Consider the following 22,418-nt stretch of genomic DNA (forward strand, 5'->3'; position numbering starts at 1 on the left):
GGAATATCAGCTACAAATGATTTGACTGACCCGACGCCATCGCGAGCAGGCTCACTCCTACAAAAAGCAACTTCACCAAACGATCAGGCGTTTTGTGCCTGAAGAAAAATCGAAAACAGCTCTGACCGGGATTTGATCCCCGGTTTGCTGTACATGTGTTTCTTATGGACTTTCACGGTTTCCACGAAGATTTCCAGCTTACGGGCGATTTCTTTGCTGGAGCAACCGCTGAGCATCAAACGCCCGACATCCAGTTCCCGGAAACCGCCCGCGCCCTGGCAATTCCTTGTGCTCATCGCCTTCGTTGCGCTGTGCGTGCACTACATTGGGGGTGATGCGAATACGCCGCTGTGGTTTGGTTGATGGTCAGCCTCGGTCATCTGGCGGTCTGGCTGGGGCTGAGCTGGCTGGCGATCGGCGTGGTCTGTCTCGTCGTGCTCACCGGCGGTTTCCGTCGTCAGCCACCGGAACTGGACTTCCAGGAAGCGACCTGAGTCTTGCGCTTGGCTTACCGCTGACGGGCATGGGATCCTTGGCGCCTTTGCACCAAGGGATTCCTTCATGTCGACCATTCATATCGCCGCTGCCCTGTTGCTCAACGCTCACGGCCAGACCCTGCTGGTGCGCAAACGCGGTACTACGGCGTTCATGCAGCCGGGCGGCAAGATCGAAGCCCATGAGCTGCCGGTTCACGCTCTCGCGCGGGAGCTGGAAGAAGAACTGGGCCTACAGATCGACCCGGCGCAGGCAATCTATCTGAGCCGGTTTTCCGCCCCCGCCGCCAACGAGCCAGGCTTCATCGTGCACGCGGAAATCTTTCAACTGATCATCGATACTGACGTGTGCCCGGCGGCGGAAATCGAGGAAGTCATCTGGGTCGATCCGGCCACTGATCCGGCGGTCGAACTGGCGCCATTGACACGCGAGCACATCCTGCCGTTTTATCGCCGTTCACTGACTGCACTCGCCTGATCATTCCCGCAAAGGACGTTGCCATGATCCCGCTGCCAGACTTGCTGATCTTTGCCGCTGCCGCTCTGCTGATGGTGCTGACGCCGGGACCGAACATGATCTACCTGATCTCGCGTTCGATCTGTCAGGGCCGCCGCGCCGGCGTGACGTCGCTGCTCGGTGTGGTCGGCGGGTTCTTCGTGCATATGTTCGCGGCGGCGGCCGGCTTGACGGCGGTGTTTCTCGCCGTGCCGATGGCCTATGAAGTGCTGAAATGGGCCGGCGCGCTGTACCTGTTGTGGCTGGCCTGGCAAGCGCTGAAACCCGGCGCACGTTCGCCGTTCGAAGCCCGGCAATTGCCGCCGGACTCGTCGCGCAAACTGATCACCATGGGCTTTCTCACCAGTGCGCTGAACCCGAAAATCGCGGTTTTCTATCTGTCGGTGTTTCCGCAATTCATCAGCCCTGAACATGGCTCCGTTTTCACCCAAAGCATCCTCCTCGGTCTGACCCAGATCAGCGTCAGTTTCAGCGTCAATCTGTTGATCGCGCTCTTCGCTGCAGGCATCGCCTCGTGGTTCGTGCGCAACCCGACCTGGCTGGCGGTGCAGCGCTATTTCATGGGCCTGGTGCTCGGCGGCCTCGCGGTGCGGTTGATGCTGGAACAGCGGCGGACCGCCTGAAGTGTGGATCGAACGGCTGGATGCCAGCCATGCCCTGGCGTACCGCGCGCTGATGCTCGAAGCCTACGACCGGCATCCGCAGGCGTTCACCTCCAGCGTGCGCGAACGCGCGGTGATGCCGTTGAGTTGGTGGGAAGCACGCCTGACCAGCAAGCTCGATGTGGTGTTGGGGGCCTTCGATGCCGGGACATTGGCCGGGATTGTCGGCCTGGCCTTCGAACCGCGCGAGAAGGCGCGACACAAGGCCACGCTGTTCGGCATGTATGTCTCGGCGGATTTTCGTCGGCGGGGCCTGGGCTTTGAGCTGGTCCAGGCGGCTTTGGCCGAAGCGCAACAGCATCCGGCGCTGAAGCTTGTACAGCTCACTGTCACTGCCGGCAACGACGCGGCTTTTCAGTTGTATCAGCGCTGCGGCTTCATTCAGTACGGGCTTGAACCACTGGCGGTGCGCGTCGGCGAAGACTATTTCGACAAGATCCACATGTGGCGTGAAGTCTGACCCACCACGCCAATCCATGTGGGAGCGAGCCTGCTCGCGAAGGCGTCCGTCCAGCCGACATCATCGCTGAATCATCCACCGCTTTCGCGAGCAGGCTCGCTCCCACAGGGGATCTCTTGATTTAGTTTTCAACGTACGGCGCTGACGCCATCCAGGGTCGAGAACGAGGTGTCCTTGGCGGTCAGCAGGAAATCGCGCATGTACGGCGCATCGAGCATGTCGGTGCGGATCGCTGCATACAGCGTCGCGAACAGACCTTTCTCCCCCAACCGCTTGCCCTTCACATACCCGCGTGAGCTGTATTCATGCAGCGCCCAGTGCGGCATCCCGCAGACGCCCCGGCCGCTGGCAACCAGCTGCATCATCATCACGGTCAGCTCGGAAGTACGCACCTGCGCCGGTTCAATGTCGGCCGGTTCGAGGAAACGGGTGAAGATATCCAGACGATCGCGTTCCACCGGGTAGGTGATCAGCGTTTCAGTCAGCAGGTCTTCAGGAACGATATACGGCTTGCTCGCCAACGCGTGCTGATTGGCTACGGCGAGCATGGCCTCGTAAGTGAACAGCGGCACGTAAGTGATGCCGGCGAGCTCCAGCGGATCGGACGTCACCACCAGATCCAGATCGCCTCGGGCGAGTGCCGGCAATGGTGCAAAAGCGAAACCTGAAGCCAGGTCCAGCTCGACTTCCGGCCAGGCATCGCGGAACTGGTCGATGGTCGGCATCAGCCACTGGAAGCAGCTATGGCATTCGATAGCCATGTGCAGACGTCCGGCAGTGCCACCGGCCAGACGACCGATATCGCGCTCGGCGGCGCGCAGCAGCGGCAGGGTGGCGTCGGCCAGCTGCAGCAGGCGCAGACCGGCGCTGGTGAAACGCACCGGTTTGGTCTTGCGCACGAACAATGGCATGCCCATGCGTTCTTCCAGTTCTTTGAATTGATGCGACAGGGCTGACTGTGTCAGATGCAGGCGGTCAGCGGCGTCGACCAGACTGTCGGCTTCACGCAGGGCATGCAGGGTTTTCAAGTGACGGATTTCAAGCACCGGCGGGGCTCCATGAACAAAACTTGTGATCAGCGAGGATTGGTTGAGTTTGTCTCATGGTCAGTCTGTTGTCGACTCCGCTGCTTTCGGGGCTGGGCGATTCGACCTTGCTCACAGCGTGGCAGGCTGTGAGCAAGACCGGGCGCTTTAGTCAGATCCGCTCGAAATGCCCGAGCACAACCGACTGTCTGCCGATTTTCGAATAGGGCAGCGTCGGATCATCGGCATGGGTCTGGAAGCGATGCTGCGGCAATTTCAAATGCGCGGTTTCGAAGCGGTTGAACACCGGCGTCGCGTTGCGGTAGTGAAAGTGCGCGTACCACAGCAACTGCGGGGGTTGGCTCGTCAGGTTCCAGATCTCGTACTCCTGCATATAGTCCGGGTGACCGGCATGCCTGCCGAGCAATCTGATCGGTTGCGTTCTGCGGATTTCCACCGCGCCCTGACCGATCAGGTCGTCAAGCATGCCGTCGGTGGGCTTCTGGATGGTCAGAGTGCGTTCGGTGCGCAGGGCGCGCCCGGCAACGATCAGTTCGGCGGCTTGATCACGCAGGCGCTGGATGAGCGGATGGTGCGCGGATCGGGCGGCGATACGGTCGGCACGGGTGTTCAGCTCACCGGCCTGGGTGTCCATCATGTGTTGCAAATCGATCGGCTGCATGCCCCGGTCGGCATTGCTCTGCACTACGGCCCGGTAGGCAGGGATTCTGTCCAGACGCTGCCGGGCATCACTGACCAGACCGGCGAGGCTTACTGAAGGCGTCGCAGGTGGTGGGGCCTGAGCCGGACCGACCTGGCGCGAGCGGCCATCGGCGCCTTGCTCCCAGATCTGCACTTCGCCATCTCTGAGCCGGCGTTCATAAGTCCGACGCTGCGACCGCGTGTCGAATCGTTCCGTGCCATACAGCAGGTTGCCGTCCGCAGTGGTAAAGACGCGCTGGGCAGGCTGTCCGGGCGTTCTCGGCGCCGCTGGTTCGATTACGCCACGGCGGGCACGGCCGGCCATCTGCTCCAGGCCGTCGAGCAGCGGTTCGATGGCGTCCTGATGAAGATGCTCTGGATAGTCCGTCATCCAGATGGTCATTTGCCGTCGGAAGCGCGTGTAGACATCCAGGCATCGCTCAAGCATCTGGCTGCGATGTTGTGCAGTGGCTTGAAGGTTGGGCAGGTCGTACTGGGTGGTCACGGCCTCTCTGGCCTCCTTCCAGAGTTCGTCTGTGCGCTCGCGAAAGTACATCCAGGAAACGTCATTGTCGTAGCTGTAATTCTTGACCAGGTCCAGGCGCATATAGGTTTTGTGAAAGAGCAGGCGGGCATCGCTGTGCTGACGATTGATCAGGTTCACACTGTCGATCCGCCCGACCCTGTCGGAGCGCAAGGTGATGCGCTCATACCACTGATTGAGCTGAAGCCGCAGGTTTTCCAGCTCCTCGAATTTGTTTACGTAGTCGATCTGCAGATCCCGAATCCGGGCACGCAACGCCAGTCGCTGCGAACGTGTGCCCGCCGGCAAAGCGCTGAGCATGCCGCTCAAGCGCCGGACGTCCTCCAGCACCATGACGGTGCCGGCCGAAACCTGGCCGGCGCGCATGGCATATCGCGAGGTCAGGCGAACGGCGAGGGAGCTTTGCACGCGGTTGACGGCCCCTTGTTTATTGCCACTGGTGAGCGGCTTCAACTCCTCCAGCGCCTGATAGCGTTGAACGCACAGGCGGATATCTTCCAGGCATGCCGCTTCGGCGGCCGGCAGCAGGGCGCGCTGGTTGGCGGGGCTGGCGTGCTGGAAAGCCAGGATCGCCTTCTTGTGCGCCTCGACCTTGCTATCGATGAGATTGGCCAGGCGTTCAGTCTCCAGTTCCAGCTGCTGGTGCCGGCGAAACGTGCGCTCTGCCCACCAGCGTGGCAAGCGCTGGCGAATCACCGGTGGCCAGTAAGGGTCCAGCGTATCGGCCAGATGTCCGGCGACGTTGCCGCCGCCCCGCAGGCCACCCGCGCTGGCGATCCCGTAGACGCCGTACCAGGTATCCCACTGGCCGCTTTCATCCAGCGCGATCGGTTGTTTGTAAGACTTGCGCGAATTGCCGAACAGGCGCCAGTTGCGCGAGTCCGTGGCGAGCTCCACCTGGTAGATGCGCCCCTGCCGTTCGATAAAATCCCCGTCCGCATGTCGGTAAATGCCCCGGTAGAGGCCATGACGTGCGGGTTCGATTCCGGCCAGCGACAGCGGTTGTTCGTAGTCGTAATCCTGGAAGCGGGCCAGCACGTGCCGGGCCTGCCGCTGGGTTTTGCCATGCAGAGCCGCAACGTTGCCCAGCAGCGTATGCACCTGGCGCGCACGTGTCAGCGCGCGGGTTGTGCGCGAGAGCGTCGAGGCCACCGCCTCGCCCGGAAGCAGATCCATGAATGCGTCGATCAACGAGAGAAACATCGCCTCGATGGCGGCCAGGCCATCCGCGACCTCGCCGCGCAAAAACGCCGCCACGGCCTGATTGGCTGCATTCCAGGCGTCATACAGCGCCACGACGGTGCCGACGAAGGGCACCATGCCCAGCGCCATTTTTATGTAATTGAACGCGCGTGGCCCCTTCAGTGCGTAGCGCTCGAAAAACAGCTCATCGTTGGAGCGCGAACTGCCGCGATGAGCTTCGAGCAAACGCCCCATGTGCGCGTCGAGCAGGTGCGCGGCCAGAGAAGTCCTCGCCGGCCAGCGCGTGCCGACGTCGATAATCGCATCGAAGTTTTTTTCCACGGCCTGACCGATGCGGCGGGTATGCGCGCGGACATCGCCGTGCAAGGCCTTACCCGCCAGGTATTCGATCCAGCGGTCATTTGCGCACAACGTGAACAGCCCTTTGCGCGCTGACTCGAGACTGTCGTAGCGACGGAAAAATTGCTGATCCGGGCTGTCCGGCAGGTACAGCAGAGTCATGCCGCTGATCTGTTCTTCAATGAAGGTCACGCCGGACAAGGTCACCGGGCCTTCGCGCGGCGTATCCTTGCCGCCGGCTGCAAGCGCGACCGGCAGCAGCACGATGCGCTTGCCCTTGGCGAGCCAGGCGTCTGTGGTGTTGGCGTCGATCGCAATGTTCACCACCTCGGCTTCATCGCGGTTCAGATGTTTTTGTGCACGCGCGTTATCACTCTGAATCTTCAGCAGCAGGCGCCAGGGTTCGATCAGGCTTTCACGCCGATGCTGGCTGACGAACAGCGCTTCACCGGGCGCGCCATGGAAGGCCTCGTGGATCCTGCGCTCATAGGCCTTGGGCAGGTCCAGCTCCGGCAGGACTTTACGCAGATAGCTCAGGTTGATGCCGTTGAGCAGACGGTTGCGATCCCGTTGGCGCGCGGCATTGACGGTCAGGCGCATGAAAATCAGACGCTGCGACAGCGAGTCATTGAGCACTGAGTGAACGTTGTCGATATTCAGTTGAGCGAGGTCTTCGAGTGACATCACGCTGTGCGTAGCGCCGGGCACGATCACGGTTTTACGCCGCGGGCCGGCGGGGCTGGCTTCCACCACCGTTTCGGTTCGGGTGGAATCGGGCAATTCGACCTGCACGGAAAAATAGCCCTCGGTGGCGAAGTCCTTGCGCAGGCGTGCGTACAGGTGTTTGCGGGTGAAGTCGTCGCGCGGTTCCAGTGCCCGGGTCATCAACGCATGGCTTTTGCGCATCGCCTCGATGTAGGCCTTGATGTGCTGTTTGAGCGCGATCCGCTCGTTTTCCTGCAGACGCACCAGCCAGTCCGGCAGATGAGTGGCCAGCACACCGCTGCGCTCCTGCTCTTGCACATGCGCGAACATCAGGCTTCTGGCGGCGCTGACCGGGACTTGCACGGCGGCCGTGCACTCCTGACGGAGAATTTCCAGTGCATCGGCGTGCCCGGTCTGGTCGCGCAACCCGGCGGCCCGTGTTTCGCAATCGGCAATCAGCGCGCTGAGACAATGACGCAGCGGATCAGAGGCAATGGCGTCGAGCTGCAAGGCCGATTCGCTGTCCTGCTCGTCAAGCTTGAACAATTCGAGCGCCAATGCCCGGCGGTCGCGAAAGCGCTGCAGGCCACCGCCGCTGCCCGGGCAGTAAAGCAGCAGGCTCGCCTCGGACCCGCTGTCCGTCAGCGCAGCTTGCCGCGTGAGGACAAATACGCCGTTGAGCGTCTCGCGCTGCTGCGTAGTGACTGCGTCGCGGGTTTCGCTCAGTGACAGGGTCAGGCTGGCCGCGACCCACTCGGCATCGCGTGCGCTGGCCACAGGGTTGTCCAGCACGGCTTTGAGCAGGTCGTGTTCGGCGCTGTCGATCTGCCCGAGGATCGCTTGCAGCTTGGCCTCGGCATGCAAGCCATCCTTGTGAGCCTGATAAATCGCAGTGAATGTCGGGTCGGAGATGGGGGCGTCGTCGAGCAATGAGGTGCAGGCGTTCTCGCAGGCTTGCTCGGCAATTTCCAGTGCTTTCAGTGCGTCCAGGCATTGTTCAAAGCGCGAACCGTCGCGGTCATCGGTCTGCAGCTGTTCGAGCGCATCGCGCTCGCGCTTGAGCGCGGCATGCCTGACGGCCAGCGGAATGCCAGCGGACAGGCTGCCAAACAACGGAGGAGCGTCGCTCGCGAGGGTATCCGGCGCGACGGACGCCTTGGCTGGCGCGGGCGCTGCAACGATGATCGCTGTGCCGCGCTGATGGTCGATGAGATCGACATGCGCCAGCGCTTGCGCACCGTGGTCGCGCAACCCGGGGTTGCCCCGGTTGCTGTTGCGCAACGCGTTGATCTGCGCATGCTGGCGGTCGGCGAACAGATCGCTGGCACCGGTGATCATCGGGTCGGTCGCGGCGCTGTAATCGAAGCGCTGGATCTCGCGCGGCAGGCCGGTGGGAATCTGCACCTGAGCGGCCAGCCACGTCTGCAGATCCGCTCGATTGTCGAATGCCTGGATGCACGCGGGGCGGCAGGGCAGGTAGAGCAGAGCCCGGGCCGTGGCGCGGTCTCCCACGCTGATCACCCAAGCCCCCGGGAGTTTGACTTTGCTGTGGTTGCTCAGCACCAGAGCCGGTTTTTCCAGGTGAACCGGCTGACCTTTGAACGTCACCGGGTAGGAGCCGGCATCAACGATGTGCTGCAGCAGGTCGAGCTGTTCGGTGCTGATGGTTTTACTGGCGTACGCAGCGTCAGCGCACGCTTCGAAATGCGTTCGGTACAGTTCGATAGCACGCGTGCGCCGCGACACCGGCGTGCCAGGCGCACGGGCATCCCAGAACCCGACCCAGCGTGTGGCGTGGGCGGACTGCGGGTCGAGCAGCTTGAGCTTTTCCAGCAGTTGCGACGGGTTCAGTGCGTACAGCGGGTGATCAGGCGGCAGACCGATAACGTGGCAGCGCTGGTCGAGCGAGGTATCTGGCGCCGGATGTTGAACGACAAAAGCGCAGGCGTCGGTAAGGCTGACGAAATGCTCCGGCTGCGTTTGGGTGGCAATGAAGCCGAATCCGGTTTTTTCGCCATCCAGTTGCAGCTGTTGTCGCAGCGACGCGTTGATCGTGTCGCGCAGGGCGGGACTTTTCGCAAACAGTTCGCGCAAGCCATTGCTGCTGTCGCGCCAGCGTTGATTGGCCCGTAACAACAGACTTTCGTCGATGGTTTCAGGCAGCGCCAGGGACGTCGCGAACGACTCAGGCGCAGACGGCGGCAAATCGAGTGTGAGGGGTTCGAGCATGGTGGATGACTCGCAAGGGGGAGCGGGGCATCCGCTCCTGTGCGGGTCATTCAAAAGCGTTTGCTCAGGAGCATGGCGGTACAGGGATATTGTCTGCCGCGGCTGGATGACCGCTCGGCACTCTTCATCAAACTGTCATGGAAGTGTGGCAGCGCGCTCGCACGAACTTCATCAGACTCGCGCTCTACTGGGGTGCTGCGTTTTGGTGTTTTTTCATGTTGAAGAGATTTTTTTCAGTCGCGGCCGCGTTGGCCGCGCTTTTGTTCGGGGCCGGCTCGTTTGCAGCAGGGCGCTGTGATGTGAACGTGCCGACCGAGCACGTTGATCTGCCGCAAGTCAGCCTTGCCTATCAAAGCATCGGTCGTGCTTCGGATCCGGCATTGCTGCTGGTCATGGGCCTGGGTGGGCAGTTGATCCATTGGCCGGATGAGGTGGTAGTCGCCCTGTGTCAGCAGGGTTTTCGGGTGATTCGTTATGACAACCGCGACGCCGGCCTGTCGACCTGGCGTCAGGCACCGGCGCAGGCCAACCTGACGTTCGAAGTGCTGCGCTACAAGCTCGGCTTGCCGATTTCGGCGCCGTACAGCCTGACCGACATGGCCGACGATGCGCTGGGTTTGATGACCGCGCTGCAGGTCGAGCAATTCCACGTACTCGGCGCGAGCATGGGCGGGATGATTGCCCAGCACATGGCGGCGATGGCGCCGCAGCGGGTGGAAAGCCTGACGCTGATCATGACCACTTCCGGTGCCGAAGGCCTGCCTGCTCCGAGTGCGGCGCTGGTGCAATTGCTCTCGCGGCGCGGTGCGCCCAATCGTCAAGTGGCGCTGGAACAGCAGGCGGATTTGCTGGCCGCGTTGGGCAGTCCGGCAGTCAGCGATGATCGGCAGGCGCTGTTGCAGCAGGCGGCGGCGTCCTATGATCGTGCGTTCAACCCCGAGGGCGTGAAGCGGCAGATCATGGCGATCCTTGCCGAGCCTAGCCGTGTCGCCTTGCTCAATCAGTTGCGCGTGCCGACCCTGGTGGTGCATGGCACAGCGGATCCGCTGCTGCCGGTGATGCACGGGGTGCATCTGGCGGCGCACATTCAGGGCAGTCAACTGAGGCTGATTCCGGGATTGGCGCATCGGTTTCAGGAGGCGTTCAAGGAGCCGTTGCTGGCGGCGGTGCTGCCGTATCTGCAGGCGCATCGTGAGGACACTTCGCATTGGGCGCAGGTTGAGCCGGTGGCGAAGGGGAATCTGCTTTAGCTGCTGAAGATCAAGAGCCCCTCACCCTGACCCTCTCCTGGAGGGAGAGGGGACTTACGGAGGTGTCTTGCGCTATCCGCCGACCTGAATGAGCGGGTCGATTATGAAAACGCGTTCAAGTTACGCATCCGTAATCGACTCGGTTTCTCAGGTCGATGTAATTTGAAGCACCCTGCGGTCGGCTCCCTCTCCCTCCGGGAGAGGGCTGGGGTGAGGGCAGCCTTTGATCTTAACTGTGCAGCCGCACCCAGACCGTCACCAGCACCGTCGCCGCCATCAACCACGCCACCGCCGCCACGGCCAGCGATGCTTCAAGCCGCATCCGGTCGACCATCACGTACAACGTCGCCAGATAGATGAAGTACGGAATGATCGACCACATGCCAAACACGATCGTGGTCTTCAGGTCGTCGACCGAGCGGCCCTTGCCGACGATGTAATGCGCAATCAGGGCAAAGGTCGGAAACAGCGGCACCAGGCCGGCGATGTAGTAGTTTCTGGTCTTCGACAGTGCCGCGAGGATCAGCACCACTGCGGCGCCGATCGCTGCTTTCAGAATCAGATCCATCAGTGGCTCAACCCGTACTTTTTGACTTTGTCGAACAGCGTGGTCTTGGCCATGCCCAACTCCTGGCTGGCCTGGGTCAGGTTGCCGCCGCTGCGTTGCAAGGCGTCGACCAGAAGGTTGCGCTCGAAGGCTTCCACCGCTTCGGCAAACGCCAGGCCCTGGCCGGCGCTGGCCCCGGATTTCTTGAAGGCCGGCAGGCCGAGGGCGAAACGTTCGGCGACGTTGCGCAATTCGCGCACGTTACCCGGCCAGTCGTGGCTCATCAGGTTCGACAGGGTCTGGTTGTCCAGCTCCGGCAGCGCGCGATCAAAGCGCAGCGCCGACTGCTGGGTGAAGTGTTCGAACAGTTGCAGGATGTCTTCGCGGCGTTCGCGCAACGGCGGCAATTCCAGGGTCACGACGTTGAGGCGGTAGTACAAGTCGCTGCGAAATTCGCCGGCCTTGCTCGCCTCGTCAAGGTCGGATTTGGTCGCCGCAATCACCCGGCAATCCACCGCCACGCTCTGGTTCGAGCCGAGACGTTCGAGGGTGCGTTCCTGCAATACGCGCAGCAGTTTGATCTGCAACGGCAGCGGCATGCTTTCCACTTCATCGAGGAACAGCGTGCCGCCGTCGGCGTGTTCGATCTTGCCGATGCGGCGTTTGCCGGCGCCGGTGAAGGCGTTGGCTTCGTGGCCGAAAATCTCGCTTTCAAAAAGGTTTTCCGGCAGGCCGCCGCAGTTCAGCGCGACGAACTGTTTGCTGTGGCGCCGACTGAAATCGTGCAGGCAGCGGGCGACCAGTTCCTTGCCGGTGCCGGTCTCGCCTTCGATCAAGACGTTGGCCGAGGTGTCGGCCACGTTGGCGATCAGTTCGCGCAGGTTCTGCATCGCAGGTGAGCGGCCGATAATCCGCCCTTCCAGCGAATCGCGTTCAGCCAGTTGCCGACGCAGCGATGACACTTCACGGGCGAGGCTGCGTTGCTCCAGCGCCCGCCGCGCGACGTCCACCAGACGCTCCGGGGAGAACGGTTTCTCCATAAAATCATAGGCGCCTTTCTGCATGGCGCCGACGGCCATGGAGATGTCGCCGTGGCCGGTGATCAGCACCACCGGCAGGCTGCGGTCACGTTGCTTGAGACGGGTGAGCAGTTCCAGGCCATCGATGCCCGGCAGGCGGATGTCGCTGATAACGATGCCGGCAAAGTTGTCGCCGACCTGCGCCAGCGCTTCTTCGGCGCTGCCGACGCCGATGCACGGGATGTCTTCGAGGGTCAGCGCCTGTTGGCAGCCGAGCAGCACATGGGGGTCGTCTTCGACAATCAGCACACTGAGTTCGGGGTTCATATTGGCTCGGCAGAAAGAGGGCTTACCAACGGTAAACTGAGGACGAAGGTGGTGCCACCGCCGGCCGGGTGTTCGACACCCAGATGCCCGCCGGTGGCAGCGGCGAGGCTGGCGGACAGGGTCAGGCCCAGTCCCAGGCCTTGCTCGCCGGGTTTGGTGGTGAAGAACGGTTCGAAAAGGTGCTTGCGCGCTTCGGCGTCGATGCCATGGCCGTTGTCGCGCACCCGCAGGCGATACTTGCCGTTGAACTCTTCACCCTCCAGCCACAATTGCGGCTGCGGTTGCGCGTGCATGGCGTCGAGAGCGTTGCCGATCAGGTTGACGAGGATCTGTTCGAGGCGGGTCTGATCTATCACTAATTGCACATCGGCAAACTGCCGGTGAATCTGCAGCGCGGTGTTTTCCACGCGCGCGCCCAGCACTTGCAACGCGGCATCGACGGCTTTGCCGAGACTGGCCTGGCCCTTGTTGTCTCCACGCCGGGCAAACGAGCGCAGGCTGGCGGTGATCCGGCCCATGCGGTCGATCAAATCATTGATGGTCTTGAGATTGGTGCTGGCGACGTCGAGCTGGCCGCGCTCGAGAAAGCGCACGGTGTTGCCCGACAGCGTGCGCATGGCTGCCAGCGGCTGGTTCAATTCATGGGCGATGCTGGTCGACATCTGGCCGATGGCGGCGAGTTTGCCGGCCTGCACCAGTTCATCCTGGGCGCGGCGCAAGGTCTCTTCGGCCTGGCGACGCTCGCGGATCTGACTCTTCAGCCGTTCGTTGCTGGCGCGCAAGTCGGCGGTGCGTTCGGTAATCCGACGCTCCAATTGGCTGTTGGCTTCCTGCAGGGCTTCGCGGGCGGCGAGGCGGGTGGCGAGGACTTTGCGCCGCTCGTTCCAGGCAATCAGCAGGAAGGCGAACAGGGCAAACGCAACGGCCACCAGAATGCCTTGGTTGATGGCTTCGCGGCGCAGGTCCTGCAATGGCGTGAGCAGGGTGAAATTCCACGGCGTGTCGCTCAGCAGTCGGGTTTGCGCCAGATAACTGATGTCGTCTTCGTCGGGCTGCAATTCGCTGTTGGCCGGGAAGGTCAGTTTCTCCACGCCTTCGGCCAGCGTCTCGCGGGCCAGCGGTTGCAGTTCGTTGAGCGGGAACCAGTAGTACTGCAGGCTGCGGGCGAGTTTTTCCTTGACCTCGTCGCTCAGCGGGATCACCGATTTCAGCCGCCTGGCCGGGTCACTGGAGAGAATGATGATGCCGTTCTCGTCGCTGACGAACGCTTCCAGACGCGCCCGTTGCCAGCGCTCTTCCATGGCTTCCAGACGCACTTTGACCACCGCCACGCCGATGATCTTGCCGTGCTCTTCGAGGCCGTGGGCCAGGTAATAGCCGGGCTCGCCATTGGTGCTGCCAATGCCATAGAAGCGCCCGGGCTGGCCGCGCACGGCGTCCTTGAAATAGGCGCGAAAGGACAGGTCTTCGCCCAGGTAACTGTCGACATCGCGCCAGTTGCTGGTGGCCATGACCCGGCCGGTGGTGTCCATCACGTAGATGGCGCGGCTACGGCTACGGCGGTTCAGGCCTTCGAGGTAATCATTGACCGTCTGCCGGTGCTCCGGGGTCGGGTCGGCCAGCAACTGCGGGACGCTGGTTTCGAGTTCCAGCAGGCTGGGCAGGTAGGTGTATTTGCTGATTTCACTTTCGACCGCACGGGCATGCAGTTCCAGCTGGCGCTGGCCGTTCTCGCCGAGGCTGCGGATGCCGAAGTGTTCACTGGTCCAGAAGCCGATGAACCCCAGTCCGACCATCAGGGCGATGATCAGCGGCGGCAGGAACAGATGACGGATCAGACGGGGCTTCACGGCAAGTGATGGCTCTGCAGCGCGATAAAGAGTGGGGTCGCATTTCATCACAGATGCCTTGGGTCAACCAGCGCTGCCGCGGACGACGCACTGGTTTGGTCGAGCCTGGAACCTGTGGCGAGGGAGCTTGCTCCCGCTCGGCTGCGAAGCAGTCGTAAACGCTGCGAATGCGTTGTGTCGGAAACAACGCAATTTGCAGGTTTTGCGGCCGCTGCGCGACCCAGCGGGAGCAAGCTCCCTCGCCACAAAGGGCAGATCGGTGGTGCTGTTAGTGCTGCAGGATTTTCTCGAGGAAGTGCTGCGCGCGTTCGGAGCGGGCACTGATGTCGCCGAAGAATTCCTCTTTCGGGCAGTCTTCGATGATCTTGCCCTGGTCCATGAAGATCACCCGGTCGGCGACTTTACGAGCGAAGCCCATTTCGTGGGTCACGCACATCATGGTCATGCCTTCGTGGGCCAGTTGCACCATCACATCGAGCACCTCGTTGACCATTTCCGGGTCGAGCGCCGAGGTCGGTTCGTCGAACAGCATGACGATCGGGTCCATCGCCAGCGCACGGGCAATCGCCACACGCTGTTGCTGACCACCGGACAGTTGCCCCGGATGCTTGTGGGCGTGCGCCGACAGGCCGACGCGCTCAAGCAGTTGCAGGCCTTTTTTGGTCGCCTCTTCCTTGCTGCGGCCAAGCACCTTGATCTGCGCGATGGTCAGGTTTTCGGTGATGGTCAGGTGCGGGAACAGTTCGAAATGCTGGAACACCATGCCGACCCGCGAACGCAGTTTCGGCAGGTTGGTCTTCGGGTCGGCGATCGACGTGCCGTCAACCACCACGTCACCTTTCTGGAACGGCTCCAGGGCGTTGACGCACTTGATCAGCGTCGATTTGCCGGAACCCGACGGGCCGCAGACCACGATCACTTCGCCTTTCTTGACCTCGGTGCTGCAATCAGTCAGCACCTGGAAGTCCCCATACCACTTGTTGATGTTTTTGATAGAGATCATACGGCGAACCTTTTCTGCAGACGCTTGACCAGCCGCGAGGCGGCGAAGCTGATGATGAAGTACACGAGACCGGCGAAAATCAGGAACTCATTGGAGCGGCCGATGATGTCGCCGCTGGCCCGCGAGGCGTTGAGGAAATCCACCAGGCCCACGGTGTAGACCAGCGAGGTGTCCTGGAACAGGATGATGCTCTGCTGCAGCAACAGCGGGGTCATCTTGCGGAACGCCTGCGGCAGGATGATCAGGCGCATCATCTGTCCGTAGTTCATGCCGAGTGCTTGGGCAGCACCCATCTGGCCCTTGGAAATCGACTGCACACCGGCACGGACGATTTCGCAGAAGTACGCCGCTTCGAACATCATGAATGCCACGACGCAGGAGGTGAACGCACCGATCGGCGTGTCTTCGCCAGTGATCCAGCGCAGCACGAACGGCACCGCCAGGTAGAACCAGGTGATCACCAGCAGCAGCGGAATCGAGCGGAAATAGTTGACGTAGGCGCCAGCGATGCTCGACAGCAACTTGTTGTGCGACAGACGGCACAGCGCGAGGATCGTGCCGAGAATCATCCCGCCGATCACGCCCATGGCCATCAGCTTGAGGGTCATCACCATACCGTTCCACAAACCGGGAATGGCCGGGACGATGCCACTGAAATCGAATTCCATTATTTACCCCCCACGGAGATCAGGCCGGGCACCGCGACTTTCTTCTCGACCAGGCGCATCAGCAGCATCAGGCTCATGTTGAGGGTGAAATAGATCAGCGTCGCCAAAGTGAACGCTTCGAACAGGTTGGCCGAGAACTCGGCGGTCTGTTTGGTCTGCGCCAGCAATTCCATCAAACCGATCAGGGACGCCACGGAGGAGTTCTTGAACACGTTGAGGAATTCCGAGGTGAGCGGCGGAATGATGATCCGGTAGGCCTGGGGCAGCAGCACGTTCCAGTAGATCTGCGGCAGTTTGAAACCCATCGCGCGGGCGGCGGATTCCTGGCCACGAGGCAACGCCTGGATACCGGTGCGCACTTGCTCGCAGACACGGGCGGCGGTGAACAGACCCAGGCAGACGACCACGCTCAGGTAGGCCGAAGTGGTCGGGTTGAGGTCCTGCTTGTACCACTCCTGCAGATCCGCCGGCAGCAGATCGGGTACCAGGAAGTACCAGATGAACAGCTGCACCAGCAGCGGCACGTTACGGAACAGCTCGACGTAGCAGGTCGCAATGCCGGATACGATGCGGTTCGGCACGGTGCGCATGATGCCCAGCAGCGAGCCGAGCAGCAGGGCGATGATCCACGCCACGACGGCGATGGCGATGGTCCAGCCCAGACCGGAGATGAACCAGTCGAGATAGGTCTCGCTGCCCACGCCGGTGGACTTGAAGAACACGCCCCAGTCCCAGTTGTAATTCATTAGGGTCTCCCCTCGATTCGATCGATGTACAAGTGCCCGCCTGGGGAACTCCGTTCCCTCCCCAGTCTTTTTTCAAAGACCGGGCACACGCGATCGGCTCGACAGCCACCGGTTCGAGTGTTTCCAGAAAAATGCCAGCAGGGAGTGACCATCCCCTGAAAAGGCAGGCGCCTCCTCAGGGGATAAGGTTAGTCAGAAAATCAGGACTTTTTGTCGTCAGCCGCTTTGTCGGTCGGAGTGGCGATCAGCGCCTTGAGCTCGTCGCTCATCGGGAAGTTCAGGTTCAGACCTTTTGGCGGGATTGGCGCCATGAACCACTTGTCGTAGATCTTGTTGATCTCGCCCGATTTGTAGGTGGCGACGATCGCGTCATCCACAGCCTTTTTGAACGGCGCATCACCCTTGCGCACCATGCAGCCGTAGATTTCGTACGACTGTGGCGTGCCGGTCACTTCCCAATCGGTGGCTTTCTTGGCCTTGGCCGCTTCGCCGGCGAGCAGGGCGTCGTCCATCATGAAGGCAACGGCACGGCCCGATTCCAGCATCTGGAAGGACTCGCCGTGGTCTTTGGCGGAGATGACGTTCATGCCCATCTGCTTGTCGGCGTTCATCGCCTTGAGGATGCGCTCGGAGGTGGTGCCGGCGGTGGTCACGACGTTCTTGCCTTTCAGGTCGTCGAAATCCTTGTACTTGGAGTCTTTCTTGGACAGAAGACGGGTACCGATTTCGAAGATGCCGACGGAGAAGTCGACCTGCTGCTGACGCTCGACGTTGTTGGTGGTCGAACCGCACTCGACGTCCACGGTGCCGTTCTGCACCAGCGGGATACGGGTCTGCGAGGTGACGAGGTTGTATTTGACTTGCAGGTTCGGCAGGTCGAGGTCTTTCTTGATCGCTTCGACGATGGCCAGCTGGATATCGTGCGAGTAGCCGACCGGCTTGCCGGACGCATCAGCGATGTAGGAGAACGGGATGGAGGCGTCACGGTGGCCAAGGGTGATGACACCGGACTCTTTGATCTTCTTCAGGGTGCCGGTGAGCTCGGCGGCGAAAACTGGCGTGCTGATCAGAGCGGCAGCAATGGCTGCGCCCAGGATATGGGGAACGATGCGCATCAAATTTTCCTCGACTTTGTTTTTTTTATGGAGCCAGTTTGTCGGCCCTTTTTGTGCTTCGAATGCCTGACGGCTCCTGAAGTGTTGGCACAACAGGCATTCGTCGAGAGAGTGTAGAGCATGACTCGTGCCAGAGCAGGCGCCATCGGTTAATGCCTTGTTTTATAACGTTATTAAACTTTTGTGGCGGCAATTTGATGGGGCGCTGATCCGGTTAACCGAACCGACTGAGGAGTCGCGTTCGGAAAACCGAATGCTTGTAACTCGCGGTCTCAGGCTTCCCGGCTCAGTGGCGTTTCATGCAAATACAGCCACTTCACCCCGGCTGGCTGCGCGCTCAGGATCGCCACCGACGCCCGCGAGTGTTCAACGCCGTCCAGGCGATGGGTTTCTACGTAGCTCACGGCCAGCCTGTCGTCCTGCTGCCATACCGTGTGCAAATCACTGATCTCGATATCGAGTCCCTTTTTCGCGCCCACGGCTCCCCTGAACAGTTGCTCCACTTCGCAGCGGTCCAACGGAATCGCCGAGATACCGAGCATGCTGAAATCTTCGGCAAATGCCTGCATCAACGGCTCGATGCTTGCGGCGCCCATGCCGTCGGCATCGGTGAACACCCGAAGGATCAGCTCGTGGACGTGGTGAATACTGTGTTCGGCCTGTTCGATGGGATCGTTTGTCATGGGCGTTCCTTTGCAGGGGAAAGTTGATGCATCTGCAGCAGCGGGAAAAGCCCGATCAGCGCTGCAATCGCGAACGTCAGGTGATAGGCAGGCGTGGTGTCGAGCCGCTGGAGCAGGACATTGAAGATCATCAGAAACAGTGTGGCGCCGAGGCTGAAAGACATCTGGCGATTGATGTTCCAGATGACACTGGCCTTGTGCATATCGCCGTCGGCGAAGTCCATCATGGAGGTGGTCTGCGCGGTATTGGCACCGATGCCGCCACCGATACCCATCAGGCTGTAAGCGATCACGATGATCCACAGATCACCTGGCGCACTGACCAGCACCAGCGTGGCAATGCCGGCACTGTGCAACAGCATGCCGAGGGTAAACAGGCGTCTGGCGCCAACCCGGTTGTAGACCCGGCCGCCAATCGTCATCGCAATGAACGCACCGATGGCGTAGAGGAGCATGAACATTCCCGTCAGCCGGGCGCTGAAGTGCAGGGTGCTCTGCAGGTAGAAAATGCTCATCAGGTTGACCCCGGTGAACACGCCCGGAATCGCGTAATAGATGAAAATCGACGTGCTGAGTTTTTTGCTTCTGAGCAGGCTCAAGTCGATGATCGGGTTGTTGCAGCGGCGGTAGTGCAGCAGATACAGCGCGATGAATATCAGCCCCGCCATGACAAAACCCAGCGCTGCCCATGGCGGATAGTCGCCGCCGTACAGCGACATCCCCATCAGCAGACTGGCGAGCGCCGCGCTGACCATCAACAGGCCTTTGATATCCGGGCGTTGAAGTCTGGCGGGGCGGCTTTCCCTGATCCACAACCAGGACAACCCGGCGGCAAGCAGCGAAAACGGAATGTTGCTGTAGAACACCCAGCGCCAGGAACTGATGTCGACAATGACGCCGCCCACGGTGGGCGAAATCGCTGGTGCGAGCAGTGCGACGGCCATCACCAGCGTGGATATTCTCGCCCGTTGCTCACCCTGGAAAAGATTGAACGCCAGCGCCTGCCCGACCGGAATCAGCAGGCCGCCGCCGATGCCCTGGATGAAGCGCCAGATCACCAGTTCCTCGAAGCTGTCGGCCTGGCCGCACAGCCATACCGCTGCTGCAAACAGCAACATCGAGGCCGTCAGGATTTCGCGGCTGCCCCAGCGTGCGGCCAGCCAGGTGCTCACCGGAACGCTCAGCGTCAGGCCGAGAATGTAAGCATTGCCAACCCATGCCACCGCTGAGCTGTTGACGTGCAGTGTTGCCGACAGACTGGGCAGCGCCACCGCCGACATGAAGATGTTGATGCAGTCGATAAAGAAGCCGAGCAGGAAAACCGACGCGACTTTATAGCGGTAACTCATGGTGTTTTCCCCTTTGTCGTCAAGCATAGGGGCGATAGACTCCGGCCGTCGATGCACTGGGGCTGAACACAATGTTTGAAGGGATTGAACCGTGACGCAGGGCGCCCTGCATACGCACTTGAACCGGGTACAGACGTTTCTGGCGATCGCCGAACTGGGTTCGTTCACCAAGGCTGCCAGCCATCTCAACCTCAGCCGGGCCATGGTCAGCCTGCACATCAAGGCGCTGGAAGCGGCGTTGTCTACAACGCTGTTGATGCGCAACACTCGTGCTGTGTCTCTGACCGAGGCCGGGCAAAGCTTTTACAATGAATTCAAAACCATCGTTGCCGATATCGACACTGCCTTCGACAGGGTGATGCACGGCACAAACCGCGTTTCGGGCACGTTGCGGATCAGTTCCACCAGTGAATACGGCGAGCGATTCATCCTGCCGCTGATTCCGTTATTCGCCGAGCGCTATCCGGACATCCGCCTGTGCTACGACTTCAACTCTTCGCTCAACGATCTGCTCGCCGAACGGCTGGATCTGGTGGTTCGCCTGGGCAACCTGGCAGACTCGGCGTTCAAGAGCCGGAAACTGGCGGATTATGAAATTGTGCTGGTGGCGACTGAAGGGTTTCTGGCCCGCCATCCGGTAAAAACGCCTCAGGATCTCGATGCCGTACCGTGGATCGCCAACAGCAATTTGCTGGCACCGACGCAGTGGGTTTTACGCGATGGTGTGGGGGAGGGGGTCGAGGTCAATGGCACGCGTCAATTCCAGTCAAATTCCTCGACGGCGATTCGTTCGATGACCTTGTCGTCGCTGGGCGTGTCGGTGTTGCCGGCGTGGATGGTTGAAGACGATATGGCCTGCGGGCATCTGCTGCGCGTGTTGCCGGAATACTCGCTGCCGTCACAGCCGATCAGCCTGGTGTTTCCTGATATGCCGCATCTGCCGCAGAAGTCGCGGGTGTTTATCGATTTTCTATTGGCGCACCTGGGGCGCTGAAATCAAAAGCCCCTCACCCTAACCCTCTCCCGGAGGGAAAGGGGACTGACCGAGTTGTTCTTGCGAGCTTCGCCGACCTGAATTGTCGAGCCGAACTCAGGTCATGAAAAGCATGAATATCTGCTCCCTTTCCCCCTCGCCCCCCTTGGGGGGAGAGGGCTGGGGTGAGGGGGGGCTGGATCTTGCGGGGACAACAAAAAGCCCCTGAATCTCACAATTCAGGGGCTTTCGTTCAAGCGATGGGGCGAAGATCAAGCCGCCTCGATCTTGCGGTTCTGCTCAACCTTGCCCAGATACGTCGCCAGCTTCTGCTGCTCGTCCGGTGTGGTGAACAATCCAAGCTTGGTACGGCGCCACAGAATGTCATGCGCCGTGGTCGCCCACTCTTCGCTGCACAGGTAATCGACTTCGCGGGTGTAGAGGCCGCCGCCGATGTGCTCGCCCATGTCAGCCAGGCTTTCCACGCCTTCGAGCATGCGCCAGGTGCGGCTGCCGTAGGTGACCGCCCAGCGCCGGGCGATTTCCGTCGGGACGAAATCGAACTTGTCGCGGATCCGCGCGCTCAGGGCTTCGGGCGTGGTCATGTCTTCGCCGCCGGGCAGGGTGGCAGTGGCCGTCCAGCTCGGGCGCATCTGGGTGAAGAACGGCATCAATTGCGCCATCGCCGACTCGGCGAGTTTGCGATAGGTAGTCAGCTTGCCGCCGAACACCGACAGCAGCGGCGCTTCTTCAGCGTTGCCTGACAGCGCCAGGGTGTAATCGCGGGTGACGGCCGACGGGTTGTCGGATTCGTCGTTGCACAGCGGTCGAACACCCGAGTAGCTGTGCAGGATGTCTTCGCGGCTGACTTGCTTCTTGAAGTGGGCGTTGACCACTTTCAGCAGGTAATCGGTTTCGCCTTCGGTGATCGCCACTTTCGCCGGGTCGCCGGTGTACTCACGGTCGGTGGTGCCGATCAGGGTGAAGTGGTTCAGATACGGAATGGTGAAGACGATGCGCTGATCTTCGTTTTGCAGAATGTGCGCGTGCTCGCCTTCGTACAGTTTCGGCACGATAACGTGGCTGCCCTGAATCAAACGGATGCCGTACGGCGATTCCATTTTCAGGTCGTCACGAATGAATTTGGCGACCCACGGGCCGGCAGCATTGACCAAAGCCTTGGCGGTGATTGAAAACAGACTGCCGTCGGCGCGCTCCAGATGCAGATGCCACAGGCCCTTGGTGCGGCGGGCGCTAACGCAGCGGGTCTGGGTGTGCACATGGGCGCCTTTCTCGCGCGCAGCCATGGCGTTCAGGACCACGAGGCGGGCATCGTCGACCCAGCAGTCGGAGTATTCGAAGCCGTTCTTGATTTCGCTTTTCAGTGCGCTGTCGGCGCCAAACTTCAGGCTTTTCGAACCCGGCAATTTTTCGCGCTTGCCGAGGTTGTCATACAGGAACAGGCCGGCACGAATCATCCACGCCGGACGCAGGTGCGGGCGGTGCGGCAGGACGAAACGCATGGGTTTGACGATGTGCGGCGCCTTGGCCAGCAGCACTTCGCGCTCAGCCAGTGCTTCGCGCACCAGACGGAATTCGTAATGTTCGAGATAGCGCAAGCCACCGTGGATCAGCTTGCTGCTGGCCGACGAGGTGTGGCTGGCCAGGTCATCTTTTTCGCAAAGGAACACCGAAAGACCGCGACCGGCGGCATCCGCTGCGATCCCCACGCCATTGATCCCGCCGCCGATCACGGCAACGTCATAGATCTCGGAGAGAGGGGGCGTACGCAAGGTAGAGGTGGACATCGGCTGGCCTCGGTTCTTTTGGTTTTATGTCTTGGAAATCGAACATTAATGTTCATTTGCGAAAATGGTAGCCCATAAAGACGCGCACAGCCAGTCACGTTCGATTGAAAAAACTCATCGAAGGGCCGAGAAAGGAAAATATCCGAACATTAAAAGCAAAAGATCGCAGCCTTCGGCAGCTCCTACAGGAGGAATGCATT

Annotated in this window: 17 protein-coding genes and 3 pseudogenes; 7 read left to right on the top strand and 13 right to left on the bottom strand. The window is 61.0% G+C overall.

Annotated features, from left to right (window positions below):
• Positions 1–83: 83 nt before the first annotated feature.
• A pseudogene (locus DCO47_RS16735) lies at positions 84–260 on the bottom strand (response regulator transcription factor); the annotation flags it as partial.
• Between the two features lie 87 nt (positions 261–347).
• Here DCO47_RS16735 and DCO47_RS16740 point away from each other — a divergent pair.
• The 5 genes and pseudogenes from DCO47_RS16740 to DCO47_RS27320 form a co-directional block, all read left to right on the top strand.
• A pseudogene (locus DCO47_RS16740) lies at positions 348–494 on the top strand (amino acid permease); the annotation flags it as partial.
• A 67-nt stretch (positions 495–561) separates the two neighbouring features.
• Complete coding sequence (locus DCO47_RS16745; protein WP_116658500.1) at positions 562–972, top strand: NUDIX domain-containing protein; 411 nt, start codon at positions 562–564, stop codon at positions 970–972.
• Between the two features lie 23 nt (positions 973–995).
• Positions 996–1,634 (top strand): LysE family translocator, encoded by a 639-nt coding sequence (locus DCO47_RS16750; protein WP_042607386.1) that lies wholly within the window; start codon positions 996–998, stop codon positions 1,632–1,634.
• Between the two features lies 1 nt (position 1,635).
• Positions 1,636–2,133: a GNAT family N-acetyltransferase gene (locus DCO47_RS16755; RefSeq protein ID WP_116658501.1), complete on the top strand. Its 498-nt coding sequence runs from the start codon at positions 1,636–1,638 to the stop codon at positions 2,131–2,133.
• A gap of 12 nt (positions 2,134–2,145) precedes the next feature.
• Positions 2,146–2,241, top strand: a pseudogene (locus DCO47_RS27320) (metal ABC transporter ATP-binding protein); the annotation flags it as partial.
• A 20-nt stretch (positions 2,242–2,261) separates the two neighbouring features.
• Here the strand turns inward: DCO47_RS27320 and metR are convergent.
• Both metR and DCO47_RS16765 read right to left on the bottom strand, forming a co-directional pair.
• Complete coding sequence (metR, locus tag DCO47_RS16760) at positions 2,262–3,179, bottom strand: transcriptional regulator MetR (RefSeq protein WP_042607384.1); 918 nt, start codon at positions 3,177–3,179, stop codon at positions 2,262–2,264.
• Positions 3,180–3,330: 151 nt separating this feature from the next.
• The gene (locus DCO47_RS16765) at positions 3,331–8,880 is read right to left on the bottom strand and encodes a dermonecrotic toxin domain-containing protein (RefSeq protein ID WP_116658502.1); all 5,550 of its coding nucleotides are present in this window, start codon (positions 8,878–8,880) and stop codon (positions 3,331–3,333) included.
• A 215-nt stretch (positions 8,881–9,095) separates the two neighbouring features.
• Between DCO47_RS16765 and DCO47_RS16770 the strand changes: the two genes are divergently transcribed.
• A complete protein-coding gene (locus tag DCO47_RS16770) occupies positions 9,096–10,130 on the top strand; it encodes an alpha/beta fold hydrolase (protein WP_064361682.1) in 1,035 nt (344 codons plus the stop codon).
• Between the two features lie 229 nt (positions 10,131–10,359).
• Here the strand turns inward: DCO47_RS16770 and DCO47_RS16775 are convergent, their stop codons facing one another.
• The 9 genes from DCO47_RS16775 to DCO47_RS16815 all read right to left on the bottom strand — a co-directional run bounded on the left by DCO47_RS16775 (position 10,360) and on the right by DCO47_RS16815 (position 19,437).
• Positions 10,360–10,689: a GlpM family protein gene (locus DCO47_RS16775; RefSeq protein ID WP_172667875.1), complete on the bottom strand. Its 330-nt coding sequence runs from the start codon at positions 10,687–10,689 to the stop codon at positions 10,360–10,362.
• 8 nt (positions 10,690–10,697) lie between these two features.
• On the bottom strand, positions 10,698–12,023 hold the full coding sequence (locus tag DCO47_RS16780; RefSeq protein ID WP_042607381.1) for a sigma-54 dependent transcriptional regulator: 1,326 nt from the start codon (positions 12,021–12,023) through the stop codon (positions 10,698–10,700).
• Positions 12,020–13,921, bottom strand: a complete 1,902-nt coding sequence (locus DCO47_RS16785) for an ATP-binding protein (protein WP_065616662.1) — start codon at positions 13,919–13,921, stop codon at positions 12,020–12,022. Before DCO47_RS16785 ends, DCO47_RS16780 begins: the two co-directional genes overlap by 4 nt.
• A 220-nt stretch (positions 13,922–14,141) precedes the next feature.
• Positions 14,142–14,876 (bottom strand): amino acid ABC transporter ATP-binding protein, encoded by a 735-nt coding sequence (locus DCO47_RS16790; RefSeq protein WP_016773390.1) that lies wholly within the window; start codon positions 14,874–14,876, stop codon positions 14,142–14,144.
• Positions 14,873–15,544 (bottom strand): amino acid ABC transporter permease, encoded by a 672-nt coding sequence (locus DCO47_RS16795; RefSeq protein ID WP_016773391.1) that lies wholly within the window; start codon positions 15,542–15,544, stop codon positions 14,873–14,875. The genes DCO47_RS16790 and DCO47_RS16795 overlap by 4 nt, the downstream gene beginning before the upstream one ends.
• Positions 15,544–16,290, bottom strand: coding sequence for an amino acid ABC transporter permease (locus DCO47_RS16800; RefSeq protein WP_042607379.1), 747 nt, complete (start codon positions 16,288–16,290; stop codon positions 15,544–15,546). The genes DCO47_RS16795 and DCO47_RS16800 overlap by 1 nt, the downstream gene beginning before the upstream one ends.
• A 200-nt stretch (positions 16,291–16,490) precedes the next feature.
• Positions 16,491–17,405 (bottom strand): glutamate/aspartate ABC transporter substrate-binding protein, encoded by a 915-nt coding sequence (locus DCO47_RS16805; RefSeq protein ID WP_042607378.1) that lies wholly within the window; start codon positions 17,403–17,405, stop codon positions 16,491–16,493.
• A gap of 272 nt (positions 17,406–17,677) precedes the next feature.
• Entirely contained in the window at positions 17,678–18,088 is a 411-nt protein-coding gene (locus tag DCO47_RS16810) for a DUF4440 domain-containing protein (RefSeq protein WP_116658503.1), read from the bottom strand.
• The gene (locus DCO47_RS16815) at positions 18,085–19,437 is read right to left on the bottom strand and encodes an MFS transporter (protein WP_116658505.1); all 1,353 of its coding nucleotides are present in this window, start codon (positions 19,435–19,437) and stop codon (positions 18,085–18,087) included. The genes DCO47_RS16810 and DCO47_RS16815 overlap by 4 nt, the downstream gene beginning before the upstream one ends.
• 106 nt (positions 19,438–19,543) lie before the next feature.
• Here DCO47_RS16815 and DCO47_RS16820 point away from each other — a divergent pair, with 106 nt between their 5' ends.
• Positions 19,544–20,431: a LysR family transcriptional regulator gene (locus DCO47_RS16820; protein ID WP_116658506.1), complete on the top strand. Its 888-nt coding sequence runs from the start codon at positions 19,544–19,546 to the stop codon at positions 20,429–20,431.
• A gap of 251 nt (positions 20,432–20,682) precedes the next feature.
• Here DCO47_RS16820 and glpD read toward each other — a convergent pair whose 3' ends face one another.
• The gene (gene glpD, locus DCO47_RS16825) at positions 20,683–22,218 is read right to left on the bottom strand and encodes a glycerol-3-phosphate dehydrogenase (protein ID WP_116658504.1); all 1,536 of its coding nucleotides are present in this window, start codon (positions 22,216–22,218) and stop codon (positions 20,683–20,685) included.
• Between the last annotated feature and the right edge of the window lie 200 nt (positions 22,219–22,418).

Source organism: Pseudomonas sp. NDM, assembly GCF_003105095.1.
Taxonomy (GTDB): Bacteria; Pseudomonadota; Gammaproteobacteria; order Pseudomonadales; family Pseudomonadaceae; genus Aquipseudomonas; species Aquipseudomonas moraviensis_A.

Bases quoted from the DNA above. Each gene is read 5' to 3' on its own strand.
- DCO47_RS16780 (WP_042607381.1), bottom strand. From the start codon at position 12,023: ATGAACCCCGAACTCAGTGTGCTGATTGTCGAAGACGACCCCCATGTG.
- DCO47_RS16765 (WP_116658502.1), bottom strand. From the start codon at position 8,880: ATGCTCGAACCCCTCACACTCGATTTGCCGCCGTCTGCGCCTGAGTCG.
- DCO47_RS16770 (WP_064361682.1), top strand. From the start codon at position 9,096: ATGTTGAAGAGATTTTTTTCAGTCGCGGCCGCGTTGGCCGCGCTTTTG.
- DCO47_RS16800 (WP_042607379.1), bottom strand. From the start codon at position 16,290: ATGAATTACAACTGGGACTGGGGCGTGTTCTTCAAGTCCACCGGCGTG.
- DCO47_RS16795 (WP_016773391.1), bottom strand. From the start codon at position 15,544: ATGGAATTCGATTTCAGTGGCATCGTCCCGGCCATTCCCGGTTTGTGG.
- DCO47_RS16810 (WP_116658503.1), bottom strand. From the start codon at position 18,088: ATGACAAACGATCCCATCGAACAGGCCGAACACAGTATTCACCACGTC.
- DCO47_RS16785 (WP_065616662.1), bottom strand. From the start codon at position 13,921: ATGAAATGCGACCCCACTCTTTATCGCGCTGCAGAGCCATCACTTGCC.
- DCO47_RS16790 (WP_016773390.1), bottom strand. From the start codon at position 14,876: ATGATCTCTATCAAAAACATCAACAAGTGGTATGGGGACTTCCAGGTG.
- glpD (WP_116658504.1), bottom strand. From the start codon at position 22,218: ATGTCCACCTCTACCTTGCGTACGCCCCCTCTCTCCGAGATCTATGAC.
- DCO47_RS16750 (WP_042607386.1), top strand. From the start codon at position 996: ATGATCCCGCTGCCAGACTTGCTGATCTTTGCCGCTGCCGCTCTGCTG.
- DCO47_RS16805 (WP_042607378.1), bottom strand. From the start codon at position 17,405: ATGCGCATCGTTCCCCATATCCTGGGCGCAGCCATTGCTGCCGCTCTG.
- DCO47_RS16815 (WP_116658505.1), bottom strand. From the start codon at position 19,437: ATGAGTTACCGCTATAAAGTCGCGTCGGTTTTCCTGCTCGGCTTCTTT.
- DCO47_RS16745 (WP_116658500.1), top strand. From the start codon at position 562: ATGTCGACCATTCATATCGCCGCTGCCCTGTTGCTCAACGCTCACGGC.